This is a genomic window from Rhodoligotrophos defluvii, assembly GCF_005281615.1.
In the GTDB taxonomy this organism is placed as follows: Bacteria; Pseudomonadota; Alphaproteobacteria; order Rhizobiales; family Im1; genus Rhodoligotrophos; species Rhodoligotrophos defluvii.
In genome coordinates this window covers 80434-104998 of the sequence record NZ_SZZM01000003.1, presented here as the reverse complement: position 1 = coordinate 104998, position 24565 = coordinate 80434, and the positions used below count along the sequence as shown (strand labels likewise).

23 protein-coding genes are annotated in these 24565 nt (G+C 65.9%); 10 read left to right on the top strand and 13 right to left on the bottom strand.

Annotated elements, in window-relative coordinates; genetic code table 11:
- The first annotated feature begins 3 nt into the window (after nucleotides 1-3).
- Genes E4P09_RS14805 through qatD form a run of 5 tightly spaced genes read left to right on the top strand, consistent with a single transcriptional unit; the run spans nucleotide 4 to nucleotide 7806 of the window.
- The gene (locus tag E4P09_RS14805) at nucleotides 4-3042 is read left to right on the top strand and encodes a DEAD/DEAH box helicase (protein ID WP_137390417.1); all 3039 of its coding nucleotides are present in this window, start codon (nucleotides 4-6) and stop codon (nucleotides 3040-3042) included.
- A 52-nt stretch (nucleotides 3043-3094) separates the two neighbouring features.
- On the top strand, nucleotides 3095-4963 hold the full coding sequence (locus E4P09_RS14800; RefSeq protein ID WP_137390416.1) for a KAP family P-loop NTPase fold protein: 1869 nt from the start codon (nucleotides 3095-3097) through the stop codon (nucleotides 4961-4963).
- Nucleotides 4944-5801 (top strand): Qat anti-phage system associated protein QatB, encoded by an 858-nt coding sequence (gene qatB / locus E4P09_RS26775; RefSeq protein ID WP_137390415.1) that lies wholly within the window; start codon nucleotides 4944-4946, stop codon nucleotides 5799-5801. The genes E4P09_RS14800 and qatB overlap by 20 nt, the downstream gene beginning before the upstream one ends.
- Nucleotides 5802-5830: 29 nt before the next feature.
- Nucleotides 5831-7075, top strand: coding sequence for a Qat anti-phage system QueC-like protein QatC (qatC, locus tag E4P09_RS14790; RefSeq protein ID WP_239025210.1), 1245 nt, complete (start codon nucleotides 5831-5833; stop codon nucleotides 7073-7075).
- Complete coding sequence (qatD, locus tag E4P09_RS14785; RefSeq protein WP_137390413.1) at nucleotides 7072-7806, top strand: Qat anti-phage system TatD family nuclease QatD; 735 nt, start codon at nucleotides 7072-7074, stop codon at nucleotides 7804-7806. Before qatC ends, qatD begins: the two co-directional genes overlap by 4 nt.
- 273 nt (nucleotides 7807-8079) lie before the next feature.
- Here qatD and E4P09_RS14780 read toward each other — a convergent pair whose 3' ends face one another.
- From E4P09_RS14780 to E4P09_RS14725, 13 genes are all read right to left on the bottom strand, one after another.
- Nucleotides 8080-8823, bottom strand: coding sequence for a cytochrome c biogenesis CcdA family protein (locus E4P09_RS14780; RefSeq protein WP_239025209.1), 744 nt, complete (start codon nucleotides 8821-8823; stop codon nucleotides 8080-8082).
- Between the two features lie 46 nt (nucleotides 8824-8869).
- Nucleotides 8870-9274 carry a hypothetical protein gene (locus E4P09_RS14775; RefSeq protein ID WP_205042134.1) on the bottom strand — a complete coding sequence of 135 codons (405 nt, stop codon included), beginning with the start codon at nucleotides 9272-9274 and terminating at the stop codon, nucleotides 8870-8872.
- Between the two features lie 49 nt (nucleotides 9275-9323).
- Nucleotides 9324-9896: a hypothetical protein gene (locus E4P09_RS14770; RefSeq protein WP_239025208.1), complete on the bottom strand. Its 573-nt coding sequence runs from the start codon at nucleotides 9894-9896 to the stop codon at nucleotides 9324-9326.
- Entirely contained in the window at nucleotides 9886-12417 is a 2532-nt protein-coding gene (locus tag E4P09_RS14765; RefSeq protein ID WP_137390411.1) for an NAD-dependent epimerase/dehydratase family protein, read from the bottom strand. The genes E4P09_RS14770 and E4P09_RS14765 overlap by 11 nt, the downstream gene beginning before the upstream one ends.
- Nucleotides 12418-12579: 162 nt before the next feature.
- Nucleotides 12580-13269, bottom strand: a complete 690-nt coding sequence (locus tag E4P09_RS14760) for an SCO family protein (RefSeq protein WP_239025207.1) — start codon at nucleotides 13267-13269, stop codon at nucleotides 12580-12582.
- Between the two features lie 75 nt (nucleotides 13270-13344).
- On the bottom strand, nucleotides 13345-13671 hold the full coding sequence (locus E4P09_RS14755; RefSeq protein ID WP_137390410.1) for a hypothetical protein: 327 nt from the start codon (nucleotides 13669-13671) through the stop codon (nucleotides 13345-13347).
- Nucleotide 13672: 1 nt separating this feature from the next.
- A complete protein-coding gene (locus E4P09_RS26560; protein ID WP_170984442.1) occupies nucleotides 13673-14119 on the bottom strand; it encodes a hypothetical protein in 447 nt (148 codons plus the stop codon).
- A 44-nt stretch (nucleotides 14120-14163) separates the two neighbouring features.
- On the bottom strand, nucleotides 14164-14868 hold the full coding sequence (locus tag E4P09_RS14745; protein WP_137390409.1) for a TlpA family protein disulfide reductase: 705 nt from the start codon (nucleotides 14866-14868) through the stop codon (nucleotides 14164-14166).
- Complete coding sequence (locus E4P09_RS14740) at nucleotides 14865-15464, bottom strand: DsbE family thiol:disulfide interchange protein (RefSeq protein WP_137390408.1); 600 nt, start codon at nucleotides 15462-15464, stop codon at nucleotides 14865-14867. The genes E4P09_RS14745 and E4P09_RS14740 overlap by 4 nt, the downstream gene beginning before the upstream one ends.
- Nucleotides 15461-15610 (bottom strand): hypothetical protein, encoded by a 150-nt coding sequence (locus tag E4P09_RS26020; protein WP_170984453.1) that lies wholly within the window; start codon nucleotides 15608-15610, stop codon nucleotides 15461-15463. The genes E4P09_RS14740 and E4P09_RS26020 overlap by 4 nt, the downstream gene beginning before the upstream one ends.
- Complete coding sequence (locus E4P09_RS14735; RefSeq protein ID WP_239025206.1) at nucleotides 15607-16098, bottom strand: c-type cytochrome; 492 nt, start codon at nucleotides 16096-16098, stop codon at nucleotides 15607-15609. Before E4P09_RS14735 ends, E4P09_RS26020 begins: the two co-directional genes overlap by 4 nt.
- The gene (locus tag E4P09_RS14730; protein WP_137390407.1) at nucleotides 16095-16535 is read right to left on the bottom strand and encodes a DUF411 domain-containing protein; all 441 of its coding nucleotides are present in this window, start codon (nucleotides 16533-16535) and stop codon (nucleotides 16095-16097) included. Before E4P09_RS14730 ends, E4P09_RS14735 begins: the two co-directional genes overlap by 4 nt.
- Nucleotides 16536-16563: 28 nt before the next feature.
- Nucleotides 16564-18003: a multicopper oxidase family protein gene (locus E4P09_RS14725; RefSeq protein WP_428977725.1), complete on the bottom strand. Its 1440-nt coding sequence runs from the start codon at nucleotides 18001-18003 to the stop codon at nucleotides 16564-16566.
- Nucleotides 18004-18912: 909 nt separating this feature from the next.
- On the opposite strand from E4P09_RS14725, the gene E4P09_RS14720 reads away from it, so the two are divergent.
- The 5 genes from E4P09_RS14720 to E4P09_RS14700 all read left to right on the top strand — a co-directional run bounded on the left by E4P09_RS14720 (nucleotide 18913) and on the right by E4P09_RS14700 (nucleotide 24360).
- Entirely contained in the window at nucleotides 18913-19239 is a 327-nt protein-coding gene (locus E4P09_RS14720; protein WP_137390406.1) for a hypothetical protein, read from the top strand.
- 344 nt (nucleotides 19240-19583) lie between these two features.
- A complete protein-coding gene (locus tag E4P09_RS14715) occupies nucleotides 19584-19988 on the top strand; it encodes a four-helix bundle copper-binding protein (protein ID WP_137390405.1) in 405 nt (134 codons plus the stop codon).
- Nucleotides 19989-20187: 199 nt separating this feature from the next.
- On the top strand, nucleotides 20188-22803 hold the full coding sequence (locus tag E4P09_RS14710) for a heavy metal translocating P-type ATPase (protein WP_428977724.1): 2616 nt from the start codon (nucleotides 20188-20190) through the stop codon (nucleotides 22801-22803).
- A gap of 52 nt (nucleotides 22804-22855) precedes the next feature.
- Nucleotides 22856-23812, top strand: coding sequence for a cation diffusion facilitator family transporter (locus E4P09_RS14705; RefSeq protein ID WP_170984452.1), 957 nt, complete (start codon nucleotides 22856-22858; stop codon nucleotides 23810-23812).
- Nucleotides 23809-24360, top strand: coding sequence for a c-type cytochrome (locus E4P09_RS14700; protein WP_137390403.1), 552 nt, complete (start codon nucleotides 23809-23811; stop codon nucleotides 24358-24360). Before E4P09_RS14705 ends, E4P09_RS14700 begins: the two co-directional genes overlap by 4 nt.
- Nucleotides 24361-24565: the final 205 nt, after the last annotated feature.

Below are 24565 nucleotides of genomic sequence, written 5' to 3'. Positions count from 1 at the left end.
GGCGTGGCTCTGAAGGCTATTTTCGTCGGCATCAACAAACACCGGGACCCCGCCATCCCGGAGCTGAGCGGCGCGCGGCGCGACGCCACGGCACTGTGGGCGTTGTTCACCGACACCATGGACGGGCTGGCCGCCCGGCTGCTGGTCGATGAGGGCGCCACCTACGCTGCCGTCTCCGAGGCCATTCTGGGCACGTTGGAGGTCGCGCAAGAGGAGGATGTGATCGTCATCAGCTTCGCGGGCCATGGCTCGCCGGATGGGAGCCTGGTGCTGTTCGACACCGATGGGACGGATCTCTCGGGCACCGCGCTGTCGATGGCGGCTCTGGCCGATGCGTTCAAGAGCACCAAGGCTCGGGCGGTGCTGTGCATTCTCGACTGCTGCTTCAGCGGGCAGGCGCCGGCGCGAGTCTTCGAGACGGTGGCGCGCCCGCGCAATGCCTTCGCGCTCGCCGGCGTCTATGGCGAAGGGCGCATTCTGCTCGCGGCCTGCGCCACCAGCGAAGCCGCTTGGGAGCAGCCGGGGACCGGTCATGGACTGCTCACTTATGCGACCATCGAGGCGTTGAGCAAGGCGGACGGGGAGTCGGTGAGCTTTCCCGAGGTCGCCGGCGAGATCATCCGGCTGGCCCGTGTGGAAGCCGAACGCATCGGCGTGACGCAGACGCCCGTCTTCCTGGGTAACGTGCAGGGAGGCCTGATCTTCCCGGTCCTGAAACGCGGCGACAATTTCGTCGCAGCGTTTCCCGCCGTCTCCGTCCCGCAGATGTCGGGCTCGTTCGCGGAGTTCGCCGAGCACGGCTTCCCGTCCGAGATCGTCGACCAGTGGACGGCGGACTTTCCGCACGGGCTCAACGCCCTGCAGCTCAAGGCGGTTAACGAGCACGGGGTGCTCGACGGCAAGTCGTTGCTTGTCGTGGCGCCGACCAGCTCTGGCAAGACGCTGATCGGCGAACTGGCCGCGATCCAGGCGGTGACTGCCGGAAAGAAGGCGGCATTCCTCCTGCCGTACCGGGCGCTGGTCAATGAGAAGTTCGAGGACTTCAGCCAGCGCTACGGTCCGGCTGGCTTGCGCGTTGTGCGGTGCAGCGGCGACGCGGCCGACGGCGTCGGTCCCGTGCTGAGCGGCCGCTACGATCTCGGCTTCTTCACCTACGAGACCTTCCTCAATCTGGCGCTGGGATCGCCGCGCCTGCTCAATCAGCTCGGTCTGGTGGTTCTCGACGAGGGGCAGTTCATCACCGACCCCAATCGCGGCATCACTGTCGAGCTCATCTTCGCGTTGTTGCTGAGGGCGCGACAGCGTGGAATCCAGCCCCAGCTCGTGGTCCTGTCGGCGGTGATCGGAAACCTCAACAGCTTCGATCGCTGGCTCGATCTCCCATTGCTCACGTCGCGCGAGCGGCCAGTGCCGCTGATCGAGGGCGTGCTCGATCGATGCGGCACATTCCAGTTCGTCGACGTGGACGGGACGACGAAGACCGAGGCCTTGCTGCCACCGCACCAGGTCGTCCAGCGCCGCGACAAGCCGAGTTCGCAGGATGTGATCGTCCCATTGGCGAAGCAGTTGGTCGCCAAGGGAGAGAAGCTGCTCGTCTTCCGCAACATGCGGGGTTCGGCTCAGGGCTGCGCCCGTTACCTGTCCAAGGAGCTCGGCCTCCCTCCCGCCACGGCAGTCCAGGAAGTCTTGCCGACGCAGGATTTGACGGGCGCCTCGCAGGTCTTACGCGAGTGTCTGCTCGGCGGCACGGCCTTCCACAACACCAATTTGCTGCGCGCCGAGCGCGAAGCCATCGAGAGGGGGTATCGCAGTCCTGACGGCGGCATTCATGTCCTGGCCGCCACCACGACCCTTGCCGCCGGCATCAACACGCCGGCCTCCACCGTAGTCCTCGCGGAGAACGAGTTCGTCGGCGAAGACGGCCGCCCGTTCACAATCGCGGAATACAAGAACATGGCCGGCCGGGCCGGCCGGCTGGGCTACAATGAAATCGGCAAGGCGATCATTCTTGCCGACACGCCGATCGAGCGCGCTCAGCTGTTCCAGAAATACGTGCTGGGAACACCTGAGGATGTCACCTCCTCGTTCCAGCAGCGCGATCTTCCGACCTGGACGCTACGACTGCTGAGCCAAGTGCGTGGCTTGCGCGGCAACGAGATTCCGGGTCTCCTGGTCAACACCTTCGGTGGTTTCACGGCGTCTCGCGCCAATCCCCAGTGGATCAAGTCCGTGGAGACCGATGTGTCGGCGTTGGTCACGCGGCTGTTGCAGGCGGGACTCGCAGAGCAGGATGGGGATCTCATCCACCTCACCTTGCTTGGGCGGGCCTGCGGTTCGTCGTCACTGTCGTTCGAGTCGAGCCTGCGCCTGATCGAACTGATGCGGCAGCTGAACGCGGCGCAGACCGATCCCTTCCACGTGCTCGGCCTCGTCCAGGTCCTGGCCGAGATGGACGCGATCTATACGCCGGTGATGAGGCGCGGTCGTTCGGAGAGCGTTCGCGCGAGCGAGGTGGCGCAGCGCTATGGCCACGCCGTGATGCATGGGCTGCAGCGTTACTGCCGCGACGAGTTCGAGTTCTTGGCGCGATGCAAGCGGGCGTCGCTGCTGCACGACTGGGTTGAAGGCACGCCCATCGATGTGCTGGAAAGGCATTACTCCACCACGCCGTTCCAGGGCGCGATTGGCTATGGCGACATCATCCGTATTGCTGACGGTGCGCGTTTCCATCTGCGATCCGCACATCAGATTCTCTCGACTCTTTTCCCGGACCAGCCGGCGTTCCTGGCGGGACTGGACGAGCTGCTGCACCGGCTCGAGTTCGGATTGCCGGCGGCTGCGCTACCGCTGACGGATATCTCGTTGCCGCTGACGCGCGGGCAGTATCTCGCCCTGTCTGAGGCAGGCTGCGCCACCGCCGACGATGCAAAGAACCTCACGCTGGAGACGCTCGCTCAATGCATCGGCACCGATGCGGCATCGCTGTTGCGGGCCAGGTCCGGTACTGAGGAGGGGGGGCGCAGCTCGCGTAATGTTCTTTAATTCTACTGTTCAGGAGTGGCTCATGAGCCGCACCGGGCGAAGGTAAACCACCATGTGGCCCGATAACGAGACTGAGCGGGACTTTCTGAACTTCTCCGGCGTGGCGGACACGGTGGCGGAGATCATCGTCCAGGCCCGAGGTCGCCCGATCTCAATCGGGGTGTCCGGCGCGTGGGGCATTGGCAAGTCGTCGATGATCAAACTGACTCAGGCATCTCTGGCCGCGCGCCCGCGTAAGGATGGAGAGCGCGAGTTCGTTTTCGTCGAATTCAACGCTTGGCTCTATCAGGGTTATGACGACGCGCGCGCCGCGCTGATGGACGTCATCGCCACGAAGCTCGAGGAGGAGGCGAAGGCGCGGGAGAAAGGGATTGACAAGGCGAAGGCGCTGATGAAGCGGGTCAATTGGCTTCGCGCGGCCAAGCTGGTAGCCGGCTCAACCGTTGCGATGTCGTTGGGGCTGCCGCCGACCGGACTGATCGGCGACCTATGGGGCCTCGGCCACCGCTTCTTGTCAGGAGGCGTCAACGCGAAGCTGGTCGAGGACGCCGAAGGTAAGGCCGGCGAAATGGCCGAAACGGCAACAGGGCTCTTCAATCCGAAGGAGGAAACGTCCCCGCCCAAGGAGATCCAGGCACTCCGTGACATCTTCGAGGAGACGCTGGAGGAACTTGGCGTCACGCTTGTCGTACTGATCGACGATCTCGATCGCTGCCTTCCAGAGACCACCATCTCGACGCTCGAGGCGATCCGGCTCTTCCTGTTCCTGAAGAACACCGCCTTCGTGATCGCCGCCGACAACGACATGATCAAGCATGCGGTCCGGCGGCATTTTGAGGGCGTGCCGGACGATCTGCTCGTCACCAACTATTTCGACAAGCTCATCCAAATGCCGATCCGCGTGCCGCCGCTCGGAACACAAGAAGTTCGCGCGTACATGATGCTGCTGTTCGTGGAGAACAGCGACCTCGCGGAGGACGTGAAGGAGAAAATCCGGGCCGGCGTCTGCGCTCAACTCCGCCAGACCTGGCAGGGCAAGCGGGTGGACCGGGCCTTTGTCCAGAGCCTCCATGATGCATATCCCCCGGAACTGATCGGCCGCTTCGATACTGCAGACCGGCTTGCGCCGATGATGACGACGGCGTCGGGCATTGTTGGCAATCCGCGGCTTATCAAGCGCTTTCTGAACGCGCTGGCCATCCGAATGGCGATTTCGGATGCGCAGGGCGTCGGCGTCGACGAGGCGGTGTTGGCCAAGTTGCTGCTGTTTGAGCGCCTCGGCAGATCGCAGGCGTTTGCCGAGCTGATGGCGAAGGTCAGTGCAAGCGAGACCGGCAAACCGACGTTCCTGGCCGAATGGGAGGAAAAGGCAGCCGCCGGCCAGGATATGAACCTGCCGGCTCCATTCGACGATCCTTTCTTCAAGGAATGGCTGACATTGCCCCCGGCGCTCGCCAACACCGATCTCCGCGGCGCGCTCTACGTGAGCCGGGAGCATGCGCCACTGATCACGCCAGAGGACCGGCTGTCGTCGGAGGCGGCCGAGCTTCTGACGGCGCTGCTCCAGCATCCTGAGATGGCGGCGAGCCTGAAGGAACGGCTGGTCCGTGTGCCCCGCGCCGAGACGACGGTCATCATGGATCGGCTGCTCGACAGGGCACGGCAGGAGCAGGAATGGGGCGTCCCCCCGGTACTTGAGGCGTGCCTCGTCGTCGCGGAAGCCGATCCGCCACAAGGCGCCCGCTTGGCGGCCTTCCTCGGGGAGCGCCCAGCCGCGCAAATCCAGGCGAATATCGTCCCCAAGATCAGCGACCAGCCGTGGGCGAAGGGTGTGTTCGACATCTGGGACAACAAGCAAGTCTCGAGGCCAGTAAAGAACGCTATCAAGAGGCAGAGGGACAATGGGAACGTCGCAGTCTAGTGGGGGGCCGGGTGGCGGGGTCCCCATGGTACCGTCTTGGACGCCGGACCCGCCCGCCGGAGGGTCGCCGGAATCGGAGTCGGGCGGAGGCAAAGCCCCTGACGAGCCTGCGGCCCCAGCGCCGGAAGCACCGCCGCGCGCGCCGGTACCGGCACCGCTCGCCCCACCAGCCCGCTTCCTTGGTGCGCGCCGGGCGCTGGGCGACTACGCACGGTCAGGAGACAGCCGCGAGCTGCGGCGCGGCCTCGGCCACTACGTCCGGACCGGCTATGGCGGCTCGGCGACTGCGACCCGTCGGTTTGGAGGCACGGCAACAACGGCCGGAGCGCTTGGGGGCGCGCTCGCGAGCGTGGCCGCTGGCCAGCCGGCCGCGCCCGGGAGTCCGCTCGATCCGGTTCTGCTGGCGGGACGGACGGCGCAGGAGGTCATGGATGCGGTCGTCGAGGTGGTTCGTCCGGTCGACGGCACTCAGGATGCCGAAGCCGAGCGAGCGTCGATCCGCGATGCACTCTCTGAGCTGCTGACCCGATTCCCGGATGCCGACTTGCTGAACTTAGACCCGGATCAGCGCGCCTTCGCGATCGAGCGGTTCACCGCGATCGACGTGTTCAGGCGGTTTGAGCTCGACCTTGGCAAAACTATCATCGAGAAGGCGCCCAGCGCCGCCACGGCGTTGGCCCGGCTGAGGGAGGCGCGGGACTTCATCAAACAGAGTGTGGCGGCGTCGTTCCGCAAACTTCGCGGCGCGGGTCGCACCCTGACCAGCGGGCGCATCGGCCAAGTCGTCGGGGACGCCCTGAAGGAAACTTTCGAGATCTTCGAGGGCTATGCGGAATGAGGCTCGTATGCGGCCCCGATGATTTTGGGTTGCCCGGCAGTGACAGCGCCTTGCGGGTAATCCTTTACGGACAGGCGCGGTCGGAAGGCCAGGGAAGCGCGGGTGATGCGGCGAGATACGAGATCCAGCGCAGGCGCCTTGAATGTGCTCCAAGGGCCTGGGATCTGCTGTCCATCGCGCTCAGCGTCGTCACAGCGGACCTCGCGGCGCTCCGCGACCAAAGCCCGGACGGTTGGACCCGCGAGATCGAGCTCGACATCGCGGTAGCGGACGCACCGTTCTGGGCGGGACAGGCTAGGCCCCTTGCCGAGGCTCTGGCATTCCTGACGACGGATCGTTGGACGCTGCGCTTCCATGAAGGCGGCGTGCAGACTGCGCAACCGCGCGATCCGGTGCGGCCGCCGGAAGATTGCGTGGTCTTGCTCTCAGGTGGGCTCGACAGTCTTGTGGGCGCAATTGATCTCGCCGCCGCGGGCCGGAGGCCGTTCGCGATTAGCCAGACGGTGCGCGGCGATGCCGACAAGCAGGTGGACTTCGCCGCCCGCATCGGCGGCGGACTTGGTCATCTTCAGCTAAACCACAATGCGAGCTCGCCCGGGGCTCAGGAATCCTCTCAGCGGGCTCGATCGCTGATCTTCATCGCCTTTGGCGTACTCGCCGCGACAGCGCTTCAGCGCTACCACGATGGCGATCGGGTGCCCCTCTACGTGTGTGAGAATGGGTTTATCGCGGTCAATCCGCCGCTCACCGGCGGCCGTCTTGGTAGTCTGAGCACGCGCACGGCGCACCCGGAGTTCCTCGGGCGGCTGCAACGTGTGCTCGACGCTGCGGATTTGCGCGTGGGGATCGCGAATCCCTATGGCGCCAAAACCAAGGGCGAGATGCTACGGGAGTGCGCGGACCAGACGCTGTTGAAGGCCGAGGCGGTCCGGTCCACGAGCTGCGGCCGCTTCCAGCGCTTCAACTATCGTCAGTGCGGACGCTGCGTGCCCTGTCAAGTGCGGCGAGCGGCCTTCCTCGCGTGGGGAGGCATTCCGGATACTACCGACTATGTCTATGAGCCGCTAGGCCGTAACGACGCAGACCATTCGAGCTTTGACGACGTCCGCTCCGTCGCGATCGCCCTCGCGGCCGCCCGGGCCGATGGTATCGAGACATGGCTCGGTCACGCGCTGGCGTCGCCTTTGATCGGAGATCGCGCGGCGCTGCTCGCCATGCTCAAACGGGGTATGGCGGAGCTTCACACTCTGCACGAGGCTTATGGCGTCACGTGATCGACTTCCATGCGCATCTCGATCTTTACCCCGACCCGCACGCGGCCGCGCGCGAGTGCATCGCGCGGAATCTTTACGTCCTCTCGGTCACAACCACGCCGTCCGCCTGGGCAGGGACAGCGGCGTTGACGGAGGGCGCGCCGAGGATCCAGACGGCGCTCGGGCTGCACCCGCAGATCGCCCACGAGCGCAAGGCGGAGCTCGCCCTGTTCGAGGAGCTGCTGCCCCGGGTTCGCTATGTGGGAGAGATCGGCCTCGATGGTGTGCCCGAGTATCGGCGCCACTGGCCGGACCAACAACGTGTTTTCACCAGAATCCTCGAGCTGTGCGAGCGGGCTGGCGGACGGATCATGACGCTGCACAGCCGTCGAGCCACTACAGCGGTGCTCGATGGGCTCTCTGCTCATCCCGATGCAGGAACGCCAGTCCTGCATTGGTTCTCAGGCACTCAGCGGGAACTCACGCGCGCTGTCGATTTGGGATGCTGGTTCAGCGTAGGCCCGGCGATGCTCTCAGGGGACAAAGGACGGCAGCTTGTGCTGAAGATGCCGCGGGAACGCGTGCTTACGGAGTCGGACGGGCCTTTCGCTCAGATCGACGGGCGGGCAGCCTGGCCGTGGGACGTAGTGAGGGCAGTCGAGACATTGGCACAGCTTTGGTCCGAACCGCCTGACGCCGTGGATCGGCAGCTGCGCGAGAATCTGAGAGGGCTGACCGCTAACGGAGGCTGAACGCCGGGATGCCTCAGTGATCACCATTCGGCGCGTCTGCAGTACGCAGGAGATCGCCGATGCTTGGATTTCGGGTGAGGTAAACGACGCGGCGCAAGACCAGATAGTTATCCTGGGACGCAAGACGGCGCAGGAGAGGTCGCCTCCTTCCGGCTGATGCTATCGCGACATGCCGCTCGTCGCGGACAGAAGCCGAACCCCCTGTCGGTATCCATGAGCTGGCCCGAAATCGGCGACTGTCTTGGTACGCCGCTCCGACGGGATCACCGCTGGTCACCCGATGCGCGCCAGACCTGGGAAGGTGTCGAGCAGCCAATAGGAGAATTCGGACAGCTTTCCCGTGATCATCGCGATCCCCATCAGCACCATGACTGCGCCCGCGCCGATCTGGAGGATCCGCCCGGTGCGTCGCATTGCCTTCAAACGACTGAGTATCCGGTCGGTGAAGAGCGCCGAGACTATGAACGGAAGCCCGAGCCCGAGCGAGTACACGCCAAGCAGGGCGACGCCGTTCGAGACCGCCGACGACATGGCGCTGACGGTCAGGATGGCACCCAGAATCGGCCCGATGCAGGGCGTCCAGCCGAAGGCGAACGCCACGCCCAGGATGTATGCCGGAATGGGACGCCCGCCTGCCATGTCGGGATGGAATCGCAGGTCGCGCTGTAACCAGCCGACGTTCACGAGACCCGTCGTGAAAAGGCCAAAGAGCATGACGATGGCGCCACCAAGGATATTGGCCTCATATCTGTAGGCCAGCAGCCATCGGCTAATCGCCGTGGCGCTCGCTCCGAGGGCGACGAACACCGTAGAAAAGCCGAGAACGAAAAACATGCTGAGCCACAGAGGCGCCAGTTTGCCGTGGAGGCCCTCCCGGGCTTCGCCGGCGTTCAGCGACTGGCCCGTTATGTAGGACAGGTAACCCGGAACCAGCGGGAGCACACAGGGTGAGAGGAAGGAGACGATCCCCGCGGCGAAGACGGCGAGCATGCTTAGGTTCGAAATATCAGACGTCACACTGAATCCGATCTCCTGCGAGCGATGTGCGGCGCCTTTAGGCCACTCATGTCAATTGACGCCGAACGAACCACGCCGCGAGCGGCGGCAGAAGGACCCACTGGAGCAGCGGCGCGACTCCGATGCCCAGAAGCGGAATCATCGGCATCGCCTCCGCGTAGTCCCACTGATCCAACGGGCCGGTCGCCAAGTGCTCGACCACCATGGTGATCGCGAGCCCGATCCCGCCGAAGCCGGTGACTTGGCCGAGGCGCGGTCTCAGAACCCATCGCCTTGACCCTGCCGTTGCTGCGATTCCCCAGAAAGCCACCACAAGAATCACTGCATCGCCCAATGCTGCGCGCGTGCAGGTCTTCACGGCCTGCCAATGCGGAGCGTCGGCCATTCCTTGATAGAGGGGCGCCTGCAGGAACTCCCAGGGATAGTTCAGGAGGAAGCCGAACATCGCCACATTCACCTCCGCGTGTCGACGAAACGGCGCAGAGAGCCGCCCAACCCGATCATGCCGGGACCCTCTGCCGGCTGTCCGTCGGCAGGACGACCCGGCGCGCCCACCAGAATCCGACGACTGGGATGAGAACCCATTGGGCGATCGGCGACAGGCCGGCATCGATGACGGGAATGACCGGCATCAGGTCGGAATAGGCCCAAGTTTCCCGCACGACGATATTCAGCCATTCGCTGAAGATCGTATAGGCCACGCCAAAGGCCACTGTGAGCGCCGCGACTCGCCCAAACCCCCGAGCCGGCCAGCCAGGATTCCCGACCAAAAGCAATGCCAGGACGAGAGCGGCGCCGGCGATCAGCACGTCGCCCCCGGCGCAATGCACGGCGGTGAAGATCAGCTCTTGCGTGTTGCCCTCCGTCCAGATCGTGTAGAGCGGCAGGTGCAGAAACTCCCAGGCCAAGCTCGCGACGGCGACGAAAGCAAGATAGCGGCGCAGCACGGCGTGCCAGAAACCCGATGCCTGCTTGGCGGGCGTTGCGAGAGGCTGCCGTACATCCGCTTCCGATATCGGCCCGGCATGTTGCCCGGCTGTAGGGCCGAGCCTCGATTGCGCGTCAGACGACATATCGATCCCACGAGCCATAGTGCTCCTCGCTGCGCCGGCCGCGCGGCAGGCTGAGGGCGATCACGACGGCGCCCGCGATGATATCGTTCCAGGCGCCTTGCGCGGACGGGCCGTCGGCCAGCAGCCACGGAGCCGCAATCAGCCAGATGCCAAACAGCACGTTGAGGAAGCGCAGGGGCCGCACGACCTCGGCCATGGCGATGACCGCGACCGTGATGATCATCGCACCCAGCAGATGATCGCTGTCGGCCACCAGCCCGTGCGTGTCGAAGACCAGGCGGGAGAGCATTAGCCAGGCGCCAATCACGCAGCTTGCGACCAGCGTCCAAGGCATGGTGACGCCCAGGACGGCTGAACGGGCCTGGGCCGGCACCGACGCGCCGAAATCGGGGTTCCGATCCGGCCGATCGTCCACATCCGGGCCGCCCTGGAGGAAGGTGCGGATGAATGGCCGTCCGGCGCGCATGCTGCGGGCCATGTACTGGCCCATGGCGACCACCTCGTCGATGGCCAGCGGGATCATGACCAGCATGGCGAACGCCTGGACCAGGCACAGCGTGCAATAGGTGCCGATCATGATCGGCTGAATGATGATGAAGCCGATGCTGACGGCGCCGAGCGGGACCACGAGGATGAAGAAGAAGGTCACCATCCATGGCATGGTGCGCCAGCGCTTGGCCGAGCCCATGGCGCCCATCAGCGTCTCCAGCATGTAGGCGACCGCGCCGAGACCCGCATCGGAGATCGGAAACGCCTTCGACACGTCCGAGGTGACAATGTCCTCGGTGCCGTTCAGGGTCTCCCGGCCCGGGAAGATCGGGTCCCACACCGCGTCGATATGGCCGAACTGGTAGGCGGCGAGATAGCGCGCGATCAGGAAGCCGAAGAAGCCCAGCGTGATGATTGGCACGCGTTGCAGCCAGCTCGAAGGCGAGTAGCTCCAGCCCGGCGGTACAATGCCCTCGTCCATCATCCCTTCGTGGCTCATGCCCGGCATCATCGGCACGAGCACGGAGAAGGTGATCGCCAGCGCGCCCACGGCCGTATCATTCATGTAGGCGGCGGCGCTCGGGGTCCAGAACAGCAAGGGCGCGAACAGCAGCCACAGGCCGATGCAGGTCGTGCCCCACTGCGCCCACTTGAAGCGGGGATTGAGAGCGAGCGCACCGAACAGCATCAGGAGCAGACCACTGATGATGTCGCTCCAGCCGGTGAGCGTGTTGCGCAGCGCCGGGTCCCACAGGTTTCGCTCGTGCGTGACATCGCGGACGGCTTGCGCCGCGGCCGGATCGAACAGCGCGAACTGGAAGGGGCTGGTCAGGAGCCAGGCACCAAGCCCGATCACCGCGAAATGCACCCAGAGCATCCGCATCCGCATGGCCGCCATCGCGTCCATGTGCTCGTGCATGTGCTTCTCGTGGCCGGCGCCATGCTCTTCCTCGGGCGCCTTGGCGCCGCCGCCGCCCACCACCTTGGCGGCATTCAGCTTGTTCGCCTTGTACCAGCCGACCGGATCGTCCTTGAGCGCCCCGATCATCTTCGGCAATGCGGCACGAAGATTGTGCTTCGTTTCCCAGCCGAGCAGGGTCCGGGCGCGGGTGATGTCGAGGGCGTAATGGTCGTCGGCGATGTCGACCATCCAGGACCGGATGAACGGATCCTCGCCGAGCACGTCCTCCTCGATCCAAGCCCCGGCCTTGGCGAGCGGCTTCGGTACCTCCCGTGTCTCCCAGTCCTCGCCGTGGGTGAGCCGGCCGATCTCGTTCTGTAGCTCGCCGTAGCCCGTCACGTCCGGTTCGCCGAGCAGGAGTGGCAACTCGGGCGGGAGCCGGGACCGGCATTCGACCGCCCGAGAGACGGCGTTCACCAGATCGTCGAGGTGCAGAAACGACTGCCCCGTTCGGAGGTCTCCGGGATAGACGTGGCCCTTCGGGTTACGCTCGTAGATGCGGGCGATCTGGCGGGCGAGGAAGGGGTTATGGCAGCTGTCGTCATAGACGCCGGCCGGACGAAGATAGACGACCGGGATCCGGCCACGCTGCTCGTGGATCAGCCGCTCCGTCTCGATCTTCGAGGCGCGATAAGGCAGCTTCGGGTCGAGCGGCCGCTCCTCGTCGATCTGCTCGCCGGGTTCGCCCGCCGCGTGCACGAGCATGGTGCTGGCGAAGACGAACTGCTCCACCTCGAAGGATTGCACCTCGCGCAGCAGCCGCTCGGTGCCGCGCACTGTGATCGCCTCGTACTTTGGGTCCGGCTCGCCCGTGAGATTGAAGTACGCCGCGAGGTGGATGACCGAGGCGATCCGGGCGCCGGCGCGCTCGCGTACCCGCGCCAGCGCTTCGTGGACACTGTCGTCGGAGGTGAGGTCGATCCGCTCGAAGGTCGCGGAGGGTGGCAGCTCTGCAGGCTCGTGCAGATCGAGCCCGACAACATTGTAGCGCTCGGCGAGCCGGGCCACGATCGCCCGGCCAATGAAGCCGCTGCTGCCGGTGACGATGGCCGTATCCCTCTTCTCCGTCATGATCCTCCTGCCTTTCCACGCATCGGACCGGTTACCTGCGGCTCGCCTCCAGATTCCTAACGGTGACAACCCTTCCGAAGGTGCACCGTGCCGGCACTTCATGGGCTCTGCGTCTCCCGCCCGGCTACCATCCGGCTTGATCGAGCGTTGGAGATGCCGGGGTCAGAACGGCGCGCGCACTTTGTCCCAGAGACTCTGCTCGCGATGCCCGTGGGGCGTATTGACGTTGGTCAGGGCGTTCACGAAGACGACGAGGCTCGTCGGGTCGAACTTCAGCCCGTGGAAGTTGGCCCGCCAGCGACCCTCGCCGTCGATAACGTGCGTCACGACGCCATGGATCTGATAGCCGTCCTCGGTCTTGGTGAACTTGTGCCCGAAGCGTTCCGCCAGGGCGCGCGTCGCCTCCGGCTCGTCCGGCCCGCTGGTGAGGAAGACCCAGTTCACCGGATCGAGGCCGTGTGCCTGGCCGTATGCACGCATGATCTCGGCCGTGTCGCTCTCCGGGTCTGTCGTGATCGTGACGAACTGGACCAGATCCCGCATCGGCGTCTGATTGATCATCGCCTGAATCTCGGCGATGCGCTCGGCATGGAGCGGGCAGACGTCTGGGCAGCTCGTATAGATGAAGTGCAGAACGACCACCTTGCCGCGGAGATCTTCGAGGCCGACCTCCCGACCGTCCGGATTTTCAAGCCGGAAACTCGGGGCTTCGCGGTCGATCGGCTGGAAATAGACCTCCCGCTCGCCGAGTTGCTCCTGGAGCTCCTCCAGCGTGTGGGCCGCGCCGAGCGACGTCGCCGTTACCGCCAATGCGAGGCCCAGAACGAATGCCTGGATACCCTTCATTTCCATATCCCTGATCCTGGAGCAGCGGACGGACCGCCGGCGGGCGTTGTACGCCCGGCCGACGGCCGATCCTGTCCCTGGTCAGCCTCTGTTCTCCGGCTGCCCCGGTTCGCGGTCCTGCAACTGCTCGTCCGGCCGCTGCGAACCGCGGTTCGCCATCATGCCTTTCATCATCTCGTTGCAGGTCTCCATCATCTCGCTCATCTGGCCCATCATGTTCATCATGCCTTGGCCACCCTGCATCATGCCGCCTTGGCCCATCATGCCTGGGCCGCCTTGCGTGCCGCCTTGGCCCAGCATTGGGCTCTGCGGGGCGGCGGGCTCGTTCTGGGCGTAAAGGGCGGGCGCAGCGACGAGCCCGGCAAGCAGGGTCGAGGCCGCGAGAAGGCTTTTAAGATTCGGACGCATGTCATCTCCTTTCGTCTGGGGTTGGGATTTGCACGAAGTCCGCCGTCTTCCCATCGGCGGCGGTTATGTCGCCCGGCCGGGCCGGCGTATCGTGGATCGGTTCGATGCGTTCCACCTTGGCGGCAGTGGCCGGAAGAACTTGGGGTGAGGGAGGCTCGCCCGGCGCGGCGCTCTTTGCGGCGTTCGTCCCGGCGGAGCAGGATTTGCCTGCCATCTGGTTCATGCACAGGCCGAGGGCGCACATAGCGAGGCAAGGGAGTGCGCCCAGGAGCAGGGGTACAAAGCCGGCCGCCACGAGCCAGCTCCAGTTCAGGGCCGCGCCCGTGATGGCGATCACGACCGCTAGGGCGATCAGGCTCTTCCGGTCGCCCAGGTAGTACCGCGCCGCGTGAAGCAGGTCCTGGCTCAGCGGCGTTTCCGATGGGCTTGCCGTCTCCGATGTTTTCATGAGCTTTCTCCTGACCTATTCCGGTTGAGCATGAGGGGCTTCCTTCATTGAGGGGCCGAGGTCTGGCCGGTCGCGATGTGCGCCGCGGCGAGGGACTGCGCGTCTGGAAGGCGAGGGCTGGCAGTTCGGGCCGTCCTTGGGAGCACTCGTGACCCGGTCTTCCGTTCCAGATGCCCGCGGATGAACGCCACCACCTCTGGGCTGTCCCATTCCGCGGGGCCGACCAGCCGGCCGAGCTCGCGGCCCTCGCGGTCGACCAGCAGAGTCGTCGGCAGCCCGACCGTGCCTAGCTCCCGTGACGCTTTGCCGGAGCTGTCGAGATACATGGCGAGGTGTTTGATTCCGGTCTCGTCATAGAACGCGCGGACGATGTCGAGACCCGCCCGGTCGATCGACAGGGCCACGACCTGAAATTCAGGTCCGCCCAGCTCGGCTTGGAGGCGATCCAAGGTCGGCATCTCTTCCCGGCAGGGGACGCACCAAGTCGCCCAAATATTGAGGAGCACGACCTTGCCGCGGAAATCGGCCAGCGTCATGGTGCGCCCGTCCCCGTCAATGAAGTCGACCGCAGGCAGTGGACGCGGTTCCTCTAGCAGTGTGAACGCGAAGCTCGCCTGCGGAGAGGAGACACCAGTCGTGACGGAAGGAGGCGACGCGGACATAGGTCGTTCCTGGTACCAGTAGAGGCCAACGGCCACAGCCGAGAACACGAGGAGGGACGTTGCTGCTGCGATCAGCGCCGTCTTCATCGCCGCAGCTCCCGGACCAGGGGGAGGATCTCGGTCTCAAGGACCTCGGCCGTAACCGGGCCGACCTGCTTGAAGGCGATCCGCCCCTCCTGGTCGATGACGAAGGTTTCGGGAACGCCATAGACGCCCCACTCGATCGCTACACGGCCGTCGCGGTCAGCCCCGGTCCGCGTGTAGGGGGCGCCCAGCTCGTCGAGCCATGCTGCCGCGTCCTCGGGCGCGTCCTTGTAGTTCAGGCCGTGGATCGGCACGACGCCCTCTTCCTTGAGCCGCATGAACAGCGGGTGCTCGTAACGGCAGGCGGTGCACCACGAGGCGAAGACGTTGACCAGCGAGACCTCGCCCTTGAGGTCAGCGCTCGACAGGCCAGGGCCGTATCTTGGCACCGGCGGCAGGCTGAATTCGGGCACGGGCTCGCCGATCAGGGCCGAGGGGATCTCCCGCGGATCACGCGTTAGGCCGTAGGCGAGCGCCACGGCCAGGGCCACGAAGATCGCGATCGGCGCCAGGAAGGCGGGGCGCCGGCGCCGGATTATCGGCTCCGGTGAACCGACACTTGCCCGCGTCTCCCGGTCGAGCGCCTGACGGGCCGTCATCGGTCCGAATCCCCGCGGCGCCCTCTACCCGAGACCAGGTACTTGAGGAGCGCCGCGGCCGCGAGCACGAGGACTACGATCACGAGCAGGCCGACGAGGCCCATGCCCCACATCATCGTGCCACCGCCCATCATGCAGTCCATCATCGGTGCGCTCCGTTTAGGCGGGTCTGGCGGGCTTGTATCGCCGCCGGCCATTGACTCTTAATGAAGGCGAGGACGGCCCAGATCTGTTCGTCGGTCAGGGTGCCGCCGAAGGCCGGCATGTCGCTCTCATATCCCGAGGGAGCGAGCGGCGGTCCGAGCCCCGATTTCGTGATCCGGAACAGCTGCTCGTCCGGGTGGTGCCAAGTATGGCCTGTTGCGTCGTGCGGCGGTGCCGGCAGACGACCGTCCGGTTTGCGGGCGCGCCAGTTCGGTTGGCCTTCCAACCGGGCGCCGTGGCAGCTCGCGCAATACCGCTGGTAGATCGTCTCGCCGAGCGCCACTTGGCGCGGGTCGTCGGGGTCGGCGCGCCCCGTGGTCGTCGATGGCCAAAGAATCCACCCGACCAGGGCCGTAAGGCCGATGACGGCGGCGCCCAGAGCGAGGCCGGCGGGCGAGCGCATCCTTGCCCGGCGTTCTACCTCCATCATTCGACGGCGTAGACCTCGGTCGGCTCGTCGCCGAACCCGTAGATTGTGAACGGCTCGGTCTTCGGCCCGCTCATGCCGGGCGAACCCATCGGCATGCCCGGCAGCGACACACCCTTGATGGCCGGTCTCTCGGCGAGGAGCTTGTTCAGGGTGTTCGCCGGCACGTGCCCCTCGACCACATAGCCGCCGATGAGGATCGTGTGGCAGCCCTCGAGACCCTCGGGGACGCCGTGTTGCCGCTTGATCAGCGGCAGGTCGTGCGTCGCCACCACCTTCACCTCAAAGCCGTTCTGGCGCAGATATTTCGCGTGCTCTTCGCAGCAGCCGCACTGCGGATTCTTGTAGAGGGTTGCTTTGTGCGCGGGTGTCGCGCCAGCGAACGCCGGGCTCGCGAGTGCCAGGCCGAGCAGCAGGGGAAGGGTATTGAGGAAGCGCATCGTCGGTTCTCCATCGAAAGGGTTGCGATCAGGCCACGCGGATCGTGCTCATCATCCCGCCGGCCTGGTGAACGAGGACGTGGCAGTGGAGCATCCAGTCGCCGGGGTTGTCGGCGACGAAGGCGATCTCGACGCGCTCGCGCGGCGCACACAGGACCGTGTCCTGCCATTCCCGGTAACGGGTCGGTGCGCCGTTGCGGGCGATCACGCGGAACGCGTGGCCGTGCAGGTGGATCGGGTGCCACCAGGCGGTCTCGTTACGCAGATCGAAGACGTAGGATCGCCCCCGCGTCAGCGTCACGGCCGGATCATGCACGTGCCCTGTGGCCGAGACGCCGTTCACGGTCCAGGCGAGCCCCCGCCGCATCATCGCGCGCATGTCCATGCGCTCGCCGCCGACCATGGCGCTCGACATCATGCCCATCATGCCGCCGCCGAAGACGATCTCGTGTCGCTCGGCGGCGCTCACGTCGGGCTCGGGGAGAGGATTCGGTGGCAGCGCTATGGCCGCATCGAGCAGGTGCTCGCGCAGGGGCGGCGCGTCGATATAAGCGAGATCGACGAGGCGGTATTCGAGGCCTTCGTAGAACGTGTCTGCGACCGTGAAGCGGTCCCCGGGCTCGCCCGCCATGTCGAGGACGACGTCGGCGCGCATCGCCGGACCGAGGACGACGCGACCGCCCTGCGGTTCGTGGGGTGCCACGGGCTGACCATCGAGCGCGATCACCCACGGGCGGTGACCCTGGAACTCCAGCCCGAAGATGCGCGCGGTCGCCGCATTGATCAGGCGCAGCCGTATGCGTTCCCCGGCTCGGACCGGGAAGCGCTCAAGGATTTGCCCGTTGATCGTGACGGTGTTGCCGATCCGCCCGGCGTGGCTCATGTCGTGGCGGTTGCCGAAGTCGCCGCTGATCGAGGCGTCCTCGAGCAGCCGCCAGTCACCGAGAAGCCAGGTGACGTCCCGGTCCACCCGGACCGGCTCGCGCTCCTCGACGATCAGGGCGCCGTAGAGGCCGCGGCCGACCTGCTCGAAGCTGCGCTGGTGCGGATGGTACCAGTAGGTGCCGGCATCCGGCACGTCGAACGCATAGGTGAAGGTCTCACCCGGCCCGATCGGCTTCTGTGTCAGGTGCGGTACACCGTCCATGGCGTTCGGCAGACGCACGCCGTGCCAGTGCACGGTCGTTCCTTCATCGAGCCCGTTCTCGACGAGCACGCGCAGTCGCTCGCCCTGGCGGACGCGGATCTCCGGACCGGGGACGGCGCCGTTGTAGCCCCAGACCGCGGTCTCGGGGTGAGGCGGCGGGACCAGCCGCACGCGACCCGGCGCGGCGGCAAGCTTGACCTCCCGCTGGGTCCGCTCGGTCACTGCAGCCGCACCAATCCTCGGCAGGATGGGGGCGAGCGCGGTTGCGCCGGCACCCAATAGAACCGATCGGCGGCTCAGCGCCGATCCAGGCAACGCTATGGTGTTCACTTCTCCTCGCTCCCGTCGCCACCGCCGGCTTGGACGAGCCGGATCGGGGTGGCCACCTCACGGTCCCGGCGCTGCGAGCGCTCCGGGGACGTCACGCTACGTGTCGGCGACCCGTAGTCAGCGGGCCGTCGCGACTCAGGCGCGGGAGAAGGGTCGGGGAGGGTAGGGATCGGGCGGGCCGGCAATGCCGGCCGCCAGGCAAACCAGGGGGACCGCGTGGGTTGCCGGTGCAAACAGCTCGGATGTGCCGACCGTCGCGGGTATCGCGACAAAGGCTCCGCCGCAAAGGGCGACACAGCCGACAGCCGTCATCATTGGCATTTCGCCGGCATCACCACAGCCGTCGCAAGACGGCATTGCGCCCTCGCCTGCTGGAAGCATCGCTTCGACCGCTCCCGTGCCCGCTGGCGCGGACATCGCCATGCCGGCATGGAGCGGCAAGCTAAGAAGGATGGCCGCCATCGCAAGTATTCCGACGACGCGGCGCAGAAGAGGATTACGCCTCATGACAGTCATATAGGCCTCTGCTCGATGGATCGCCACCTCCGAGTTGCGCGGCGGAGCGCCGCACCGGAAGCCGGACAAGGAGGTACAAGCAACCGGAAAAGAGGTACGCGGGGGCGAAAACGTAAATGTACTGGTCGACGCTGTGCCCCCCTGGCAATCCGCAGGGCCGAGAGCCGTCCGCAAATAGAATCTGGCGACCAAACGGCCGTTTCGACGTTCTCCCAGAGGTGGTGGTTGGTGCCCGTATTGTCCGGAATCGATAGGACCGCCACGTCATCGTGGCGGAATCCTCCAACCGCCGTGGATGTCGATGAAATGTGGCCCCGGGTTGTCCACGCAGAGGCGGCCTTCTACATCAGAAGAATGCGATCGCTAGCGTTCCGCCGTTGGTGTGTGCTGATCGTCATCGTCGCCTTTGCCTCGGGGCTGCCGGTGCACGAGATACATGGCGTGCACGCGAGCGCAATCGGCGCCATGGCGTTGGGAACGTCCGCGGGGCAGTCTTTGCTAGACGACTGCCCGACTGACCATCACTCCAGAAAAGCCGCGGCTATCGTTGCCTGCGCCAAGGCCTGCTCCGCGATGGCGGCCGTCCTGCCCGCAGGTCCGCTGCCTCTTACGCCGTATGCGGCGCAGGCGATTTCGCCGGCGGACGCATATCGCGCCGGCCTCAAGACCGCGCCCGATCCATTCCCTCCTAGACCTGTCGACATCGCCTGAGCCGGATCATTCCGCAGATCGCAGATTCCCCGGCAGCGTGACAATTCCCGATCGCATCGGCGCTCGGGTGGCGCCGTGACGCAGATTGGCGAAACATAGTTACAGTAAAGAAGAAAATAATTCAGTATAGTCTCGGAGTTGATATTCCGAGTGCGCCTTCGTTTTCATATTTAAACATAGCGATTCTGCATTTTTATTTTAGATTTTCGGAACAAACATACCCTGAGGGAGTTGTGTGATTAGCGTCTGATTGATTCAAAGCTTGAATTTACGGGCGTGCAGCAGCGACGGGGTCAGCGCTGAGTTCACCCCATCCCGATCGCAGAATGACAGGAGACCACAGCATGCATGCACAAGAGATGATTCGCACGCACCCCCATGTGCAAGGCAATACCAATGATGCCCTGATCCGCTGCGTGGAGGAGTGCTACGCCTGCGCACAAGCCTGCACAGCCTGCGCGGACGCTTGCCTCGGCGAGCAGATGGTACAGCAGCTCACGCAGTGCATCCGTCTCAATCAGGACTGCGCGGACGTTTGCGCCGCGACGGGCGCCGTTGCCACGCGGCGCACCGGCTCCAACGAGCAGGTGATCCGCGGCATGCTTGAGACCTGCGCCACCGCTTGCCGTATCTGTGGTGAGGAGTGCGAGCGCCACGCTGGCCAGCACGAGCACTGCCGGCTCTGCGCTGAGGCGTGCCGCCGCTGCGAGCAGGCCTGTCAGGAAGCCGCGCGCAGCATGGCTGCCTAAGCCGCAGCCGTTCGGCTTGCGATTGAGCCGCGGGTGGGATCGGGCGGCCCCGCCCGTCGATTCCTGGATTCTGGAGCGTTGCAATGGCCGAGCAAACGGCGCAGCAGCCGTCCGGAGCCACCATTCGGGGAGGAGCCGCGCCATGGCTGCCGGCGAACCGCTAAATCGGGCTGAGACGGTCACGGATCCCGTCTGCGGCATGCGCGTGGACACGCGCACGAGCAAGCACCGTACGGTCCATGAAGGCAAAACCTATCATTTCTGCTCCGCACGGTGCCGCGAGAGGTTCGAGGCCGAGCCTGCGCGCTACCTCGCGCCGACCGAGCCGACGGAGCCCGCTGCGCAGGGCCATTGCCACGGCGATCACGACAAGGAGAAGGAATTGGCGGGCGGCGGGCTCCACGAGAGCGCGGTGAAGGACCCCGTCTGCGGCATGAACGTCGACCCGCAGACCAGCAAGCACCGAACCACGTACGACGGGCGCATCTACCACTTCTGCTCGGCGCGCTGCCGTGAGAGGTTCGAGGCGGACCCGCAGGCCTATATCGAAGGGCGGCAGCCCGTGCCGGCCCCGGCCATGCCGGGCGCGATCTACACCTGCCCCATGCACCCGGAGGTGCGGCAGGAGGGGCCGGGGACATGCCCCAAATGCGGCATGGCGCTGGAACCCGAGAGCCCGTTGCCCGTCCGCCGAACGCAGTACACCTGCCCCATGCACCCCGAGATCGTGCAGGACGCGCCGGGCAACTGCCCGATCTGCGGCATGGCGCTGGAGCCGACGACCATCGAGGCCGAGACGGGACCGAACCCCGAGCTGGTCGACTTCCGCCGCCGCTTCTGGGTGGGACTGGTGCTCTCGCTGCCGCTGCTGGTGCTGGCGATGGGACACATGCTCGGGCTCGATCCGCGCGCCTGGATTCCGGGCCGGCTGAACGCTTGGCTTCAGCTCGCGCTCGGCACGCCGGTGGTGCTGTGGGCGGGCTGGCCCTTCTTCGAGCGCGGCTGGGCCTCGATCCGCAGCCGCAACCTCAACATGTTCACGCTGATCGCGATCGGCACGGGCGCGGCCTACCTCTACAGTACCATCGCGGTGCTCGCGCCCGGCCTCTTTCCCGCAGCCTTCCGCGACCCGGAGACGGGCGAGGTCGGGCTCTACTTCGAGGCGGCGGCGATCATCGTCGTGCTCGTCCTGCTCGGCCAGGTTCTGGAGCTCAGGGCACGCGAGAGCACGAGCGGCGCCATCAAGGCGCTCCTGAACCTTGCCCCGCAGACCGCGCGGCGCGTGCGGGAGGACGGCACCGACGAGGAGGTGCTGCTCGACCGCGTCCATGCCGGCGACCGCCTGCGCGTGCGGCCCGGCGAGAAGGTGCCTGTGGACGGCGAGCTGCTGGAGGGGCGCAGCGCCGTGGACGAGTCGATGATCACGGGCGAGCCCGTGCCCGTCGAGAAAGGTCCGGGCGACAAGGTGATCGGCGGCACGCTCAACCAGACGGGCGGCTTCGTCATGCGAGCCGACGCGGTCGGCTCCGACACCACGCTGTCGCGGATTGTGGCCATGGTGGCGCAAGCCCAGCGCAGCCGCGCGCCGATCCAGCGCCTCGCCGACCTCGTCGCGGGCTGGTTCGTGCCCGCCGTGCTGGTCATCGCGTTGCTCGCCTTTGTTGCCTGGGCGATCTGGGGCCCGCCGCCGGCGCTAGCCTTTGCGCTCATCAGCGCGGTGTCGGTTCTGATCATCGCCTGTCCGTGCGCCCTCGGCCTTGCGACGCCCATGTCGATCATGGTCGGCACGGGCCGCGGCGCGCAAGCGGGCGTGCTGTTCAAGAACGCGGAGGCGCTTGAGACCTTTGGGAAGGTCGACACGCTGATCGTCGATAAGACGGGCACGCTCACCGAGGGGCGGCCGGAGGTCACCTACATCGAGCCCGCCGGAGCCGCCTTGAGCGACGGCGAACTGCTGGCCCTCGCGGCGAGCCTGGAGCGGGGCAGCGAGCACCCGCTCGCCGACGCCATCGTCGGGGCGGCCGAGCAGCGCAAGCTTGCGCTCCGGCCGACGGAAGACTTTGCGTCCCACACCGGCCGCGGCGTTTCGGGTCGCGTGGACGGGCGTGCGGTCGCGCTCGGCAACCACCGTATGATGGAGGAGCTAGGTATCGCTACCGCTACCCTGGCGGCCCGCGCGGAGGAGCTGCGGCGCGAGGGCGCGACGGTGATGTTCGTCGCGGTGGACGGTGCGCCGGCCGGGCTCGTGGCAGTGCAGGATCCGATTAAGGCGACGACGCCCGATGCGATCCGCGCGCTGAAGGAGGAGGGCCTGCGCATCGTCATGCTCACCGGGGATAACCGCACGACGGCCGAGGCGGTAGCGCGCCGGCTCGGTATCGATGAGGTCGAGGCCGAGGTGCTGCCCGACCAGAAGAGCGCAGCCGTGGCCCGGCTCAAGGCGCAGGGGCGAAAGGTGGCGATGGCGGGCGACGGCATCAACGATGCCCCGGCGCTCGCGGCTGCCGACGTCGGCATCGCGATGGGCACGGGCACGGATGTCGCCATCGAGAGCGCGGGCGTCACGCTGGTGCGTGGCGACCTCGCGGGGCTCGTGCGCGCGCATCGCCTCAGCCGCGCGACGATGCGCAACATCCGCCAGAACCTCTTCTTCGCCTTCATCTACAACGCGCTCGGCGTGCCGATCGCGGCTGGCGTGCTCTATCCGGTGCTCGGCCTGACGCTGAACCCGGCGCTCGCGGCGGCGGCGATGAGCCTCAGCTCGGTTTCGGTGGTTGCGAACGCATTGCGCCTGCGGGCGGTCCGGTTCGGCTGAGCGAGCGGGAATACGGTGAGGCACCCATGAGCGGCATCTTCGGGAGCATATCATGGCGATGAATCACGGCGGCGGGCACGCCGGGCACATGCCGGCCAGTGGCGACCGCCGGGCGCTGGTGATCTCCGGTTGGCTGACCGGGATCTACTTCCTCGTCGAGCTCGGCATCGGATTATGGACAGGCTCGGTCGCCGTTATGTCCGATGCCTTCCATACTTTCTCGGCGGTGGGCGGCGTGCTGATCGCGCTGGCAGCACAGCGTCTGGGCGAGCGCGGCGCCTCGCCCACCCAGACCTTCGGCTGGATCCGCGCTGAGATCCTGGGCGCGCTCTTCAACGGCCTGTTTCTGGTCGGCATGGCCGCCTACGTGCTGTGGATGGGCGCCATGCGCCTCATGGAGCCGATCGAGCTCGCCACCACCCCGATGCTGTTCGCCGCCGCCGGCGGCATCGCGACTGAGCTGGTGGCGCTCTGGCTCCTCTACAAACGCCAGAAGGGCAACCTCAACATGCAGGGGGCGTACTGGCACATCCTGCAGACCTTCGTCGGCAGCTTCATCATCATCGTCTCGGCGCTGGTCATCCGCTTCACCGGCTTCCTCCCGATCGATCCGCTGCTCGGCATGGCCTTCGGTCTCGTGCTGTTCTGGGCGTCGTGGAGCATCTTACGCAATTCGCTGCACATCCTGCTGCAGGGCACGCCCGAGGACCTCGACCTAGAAGCTGCGATGGGAGCAATCCGCGACGTGGAAGGCGTCACCGACGTGCATCATGTGCATGCCTGGAGCCTCACCTCGGGACGAAACATCTTCTCCGGTCATGTCTGCGTGCGCGACTTTGCTCAGGATGGCGCCCGGGTGCAGCAGACCGTCCATGATCTGCTGAAGGAGCGCTTCAAGATCTACTTTTCGACGGTGCAGATTGAGGAGCGCTGCCTCGAGGGCGAGAAGGGTGCGGAGGCGATCGACATCACCCGATCCGAACGCGACATGGCGGGAGGTCAGCGATGAGGATATTCGCGGGGTTCATCCTCTGTCTCGTCGTCCTCATTGTGGCAGGGACAATCCTTCTCTACTCCGGCTGGTACAACGTTGCGGCCACGGAGCCCCATACGGCCCTTGGAAGATGGATCCTGGATACCGCCAAGCATCGATCGGTCGAAGCGAAGGCTGATGAGGTGCAGGTACCGGCGGAATTCAGTGAGGCCCAGATCCGGCGCGGCTTCGAGCATTTCCGGGAGACCTGCGTTGCCTGCCACGGTGCGCCCGGCGTGGAGCGCTCGGAGATGGGCAGAGGCCTACGGCCGCAGCCACCGCCGCTCGCCGACGTGGTCCCGGAATGGAGCACGGCGGAGCTGTTCTGGATCGCCAAGCACGGTATCCGGATGACGGGCATGCCGGCCTGGGGGCCTACACATGGCGATGACGAGCTCTGGGCCATGGTGGCCTTCGTCAAGACGCTTCCGACCATGTCGGCCGAGGACTACCGGCGGATGGAAATGGAAGCTGCCAACGGACGACCTGAGAGGGCACAACCGGAGCGCGGTCAGGGCCATTGACACGCTTGGAGATCTTGCATTCCGGCTTGCTATCCGCTATGGAAAAGGGCTCGACAGGTTCTTGGGGTCATGGGTAAACGGTCGATACGGTTAAGTCTGTTTGCGTGTTTGGCGCTGCTCGTGGCCCTCGTTGCGGCCCAGACGCCAGATGTTGCCGCGCACACGCTTGATCATGTTGGCGTAGAGGCGTCCATCGCAGCGGAGG